This window comes from Primorskyibacter sedentarius (assembly GCF_004342065.1).
Classification (GTDB): domain Bacteria; phylum Pseudomonadota; class Alphaproteobacteria; order Rhodobacterales; family Rhodobacteraceae; genus Primorskyibacter; species Primorskyibacter sedentarius.
Window position 1 is genome coordinate 1 of the sequence record NZ_SLZU01000067.1, and the last position, 3,062, is coordinate 3,062.

At 51.6% G+C, this 3,062-nt stretch carries 3 protein-coding genes; 2 read left to right on the forward strand and 1 reads right to left on the reverse strand.

Going from position 1 to position 3,062, the window contains the following annotated elements:
• Positions 1-372 precede the first annotated feature (372 nt).
• Positions 373-1,563, reverse strand: a complete 1,191-nt coding sequence (locus tag EDD52_RS23420) for a helix-turn-helix transcriptional regulator (protein WP_132249009.1) — start codon at positions 1,561-1,563, stop codon at positions 373-375.
• Between the two features lie 86 nt (positions 1,564-1,649).
• Between EDD52_RS23420 and EDD52_RS23425 the strand changes: the two genes are divergently transcribed.
• Both EDD52_RS23425 and EDD52_RS23430 read left to right on the forward strand, forming a co-directional pair.
• Positions 1,650-2,414: a hypothetical protein gene (locus EDD52_RS23425; protein ID WP_132249010.1), complete on the forward strand. Its 765-nt coding sequence runs from the start codon at positions 1,650-1,652 to the stop codon at positions 2,412-2,414.
• Positions 2,415-2,513: 99 nt separating this feature from the next.
• Positions 2,514-2,990 carry a hypothetical protein gene (locus EDD52_RS23430; protein WP_132249011.1) on the forward strand — a complete coding sequence of 159 codons (477 nt, stop codon included), beginning with the start codon at positions 2,514-2,516 and terminating at the stop codon, positions 2,988-2,990.
• Positions 2,991-3,062 lie beyond the last annotated feature (72 nt).

A 3,062-nucleotide genomic window follows, 5' to 3' on the forward strand; every position in this document is an offset into this window, starting at 1 on the left:
CGCTCCGAGCGTCAGCTTTCGGGGATCAGCCCGCTTGATTGTGCGACTGCAGCAGAGCGGATGCTGCGCCTTGCATGAATGTCGACTTCGGGCTGCCTGCGGTCACCTGCGACGACGACGGCAACTGCCCAGGCCGGTGGTCACGACGTTGCAGTGCCGCAAGGCGGCAGGGAGCCCCAGACTCACCGATGCTGCGCTCTCTACGAATGTCCGTTATCACGAATGCGCGCCAAGACGTGACAAAGTCAAATGCAGTTTTGCCATGGGTTTGTGGCGCAAGATTTCTCAACGATTTCGATACTGCTGCTGTATGCGACTAAAACGAGCGATTTTGTCGCAATAGTTTTGGCATGGGGTTTTTGCCACGATTCATCAGTCGACAGGCGGCAGAACCCGGATAACCAACCGGATTAATTCAGCTCGGCGGCCAACGCCGGTCTTATTGAGGATCGAAGCAATCTGATTTTTGGTTGTGACGGGAGAGGTGTTCCGCATCTCGGCAATGTCATTGATGGGCATACCTTGTAAGATCAACTGACACACGTCGGCTTCAGCGGCGGTCAAGTCATACAAGGCAATAAAACGATCCATCTTGAGATAGGGGACACGCTCAGGGTCGATAATCGTAATCAAAGCGCCTTCAAGTGGACCGTCTAGTTCCGCCTTGCTGTCTTTAAGGGGCGCGACGTCGATCAACAAAGAAGCCTGCCCAGATGGGCGTTTCAGCGCAATCAGGCATTCGCTAACGCTATCTTCGCCTCGCACCGTACTTGCAGCTTTGGATACTGCGTCGCGTAACTCTGCATTCTGATCTGTATCATGGCATCGTAGCTGACCGTCGCCCGGCTTCGTCAAACCATCCTTCATCGAGAGAATGCGTTTCGCTTCTTCGTTCTCGACAATAATATCACCTGACGGAAGAGCTATGGCCAGACCAACCTTGACCCTATCAAGTGCTGTCAGGACCGCAGAATATCGCGATTTTAGTTGTGCGAAAGTCCTTCCGATCTCGACTGCTTTTGTTAGGTGCGGCAACAGAAAGCGGGTCCCGTCTAACGCACTTTGAGGAATCACACGAGCGTCTGCACTAAATGCAACACTCATGGCATCGAACCATACACTGTCTGAGTTCAGCCGTACACCTAGACGCCGACCAACCCCTAGCTTTTTGCGCAAGAAGGCATAATCCGCTCGTTGGTCTAGTTCTTCAGCGCTCGGCCCAATTGCCGTATCAGCCGTCGGTTTATGCGCAGGTTGGCGACTTAGAAAGTCCCAGTCAGGGTCTTGTAGGCGGCTAAGCCGCAATCCGTAATAGATGCCCCAAGGGCTGCGGACAAAATTCAGATAAGTTGAGTTGAGCATCTGCAGGTCTTTAGATGCCGGGTCTGGGCGGCGGATCAGCAATGCTATCGCCTTTGCATCTACGGCAGAAGCAACCGCATCAAGCGCGCGCCGCCAACGTCCAAGATTGACAGCGGCGTCATAGATGTCGGTCAGTGATGCATATCCTTCAGGTTTCACAACAAAGGTTAGCTTCCGCAGAAATGAAAAATTCCGCCACATGATCCAAACGGATCATGAAGTTACCTCAGTATACTGACATCTTTTTCCGAAAGGTCAGAATTTTCTAAAATATTTGGAGGAAAACAATGTTTCGCAAATTTTACATAGCTTTCACGGTCGCTGTCGTCACAGCAACAAGCGCAGAGGCGTGTCGCAGGTGCCAAAGTGATGCAGGCGTAATCCTTGACCTACCGTCGTGCGGATTCTGGCAGGACAAAGGGCAAGGTGACACGGCTACCTGCGAAGCCAATCGTCGTGCAGCTGAGGCTGACTCATTTAACTTGTGCGGTGCTGCCAGCAGACAAAGGAATGTTTTCATTGGTGGAAGGAACAACGACCTTCTTCGGATCGGCAAAAAGGGAGACTCAAACTGGAAAAACGCATTCTTCGTTAGAATCCAGGATGGCAAGAACTACTCATGTGGTGGGGATGTTCAGTCCGGCGACACCTTCACAGCAGTAATGCGGGGACGCCATCGAGATGTGCTGGACATATTCCGGTACAAAGGTGCCGACAGCTACATCAGAATAACAGACCGTATACATGACGGGCGGGGTCAAAGATATGTAGCAGGCGCCAACTACATTGCGCGCGTTTACGGCAATCACGGCGACATCGTGAAACTCTATGGATTTCAATCTAACGGGAATATTGTTCAGAAGGCGCGTTTAATTGCTGACGGGCGGGGACACGGGTTGACCCGGCTGTCAGAAACAGACGTTGGGATCACTTACGGCAGAAACAAAGACATCCGCGTTAGGTTCTGCTTTGACGGCACACGCTGGAAGACTGGCTACATCGGCATCGGCCATCCGTTCAAGCCCAACTGCGACACGCCTTTGAACTGGTGAATTTTCTAAAAGACATCTGACTTCGAGTGTCTGACGTCAGACACTTAGGGTTTTGAGAACGTCGTATTGCTATTCTTTATTAGTTGGAGGAACTGAGAAATGTTTATTCGAACAAGGCTAATACATGCGTCTGTCCTAAGTCTGCTCGCTATCATGTTCGCCACAAACGCCGTTTCGGCGAAACCTTGGGATATTCTTCCATCCTGGCCAATTTCGAACGTTGGCGATGCGATCCCGGATGAACTGATTAGCTACTGGGCAGGTGGGAAAAGCGATTCTACCCGGATTGGAGAACGCTGTAGTGGTATGCCAGGTCAGTATCGCTCGTTCCCTGCAAAAGCCCGTGTAAATCAGCAACTCGACCATCCTGAAGATCCAAACAAGAACTGCGGAGATGGCGATCAGACCGCCTACAATGGCTATTTGTGTGCAGTCGGATTTTTGGATGCTTGTCGAGCCGTTGCGGAAGCTCAAGATCAAACGGGGCGGTTCTTTCGGAGCCCACATCGTACCTGGGTATGGAATAACCTCTGCTTCAAAGAGAACATCGATGGGCTTTGTCAGGTTATTCTTTAGCGACGTGAGCAAGATCGGCCTCACCATCATGCGGTCATTTCAGCGGCATAGCTGTTCCACAGGCTGAACGCG

What these genes read in the sequence shown, in the direction of transcription:
- EDD52_RS23430 (WP_132249011.1), top strand. Translation starts at nt 2,514, where the DNA reads ATGTTTATTCGAACAAGGCTAATACATGCGTCTGTCCTAAGTCTGCTC.
- EDD52_RS23425 (WP_132249010.1), top strand. Translation starts at nt 1,650, where the DNA reads ATGTTTCGCAAATTTTACATAGCTTTCACGGTCGCTGTCGTCACAGCA.
- EDD52_RS23420 (WP_132249009.1), bottom strand. Translation starts at nt 1,563, where the DNA reads ATGTGGCGGAATTTTTCATTTCTGCGGAAGCTAACCTTTGTTGTGAAA.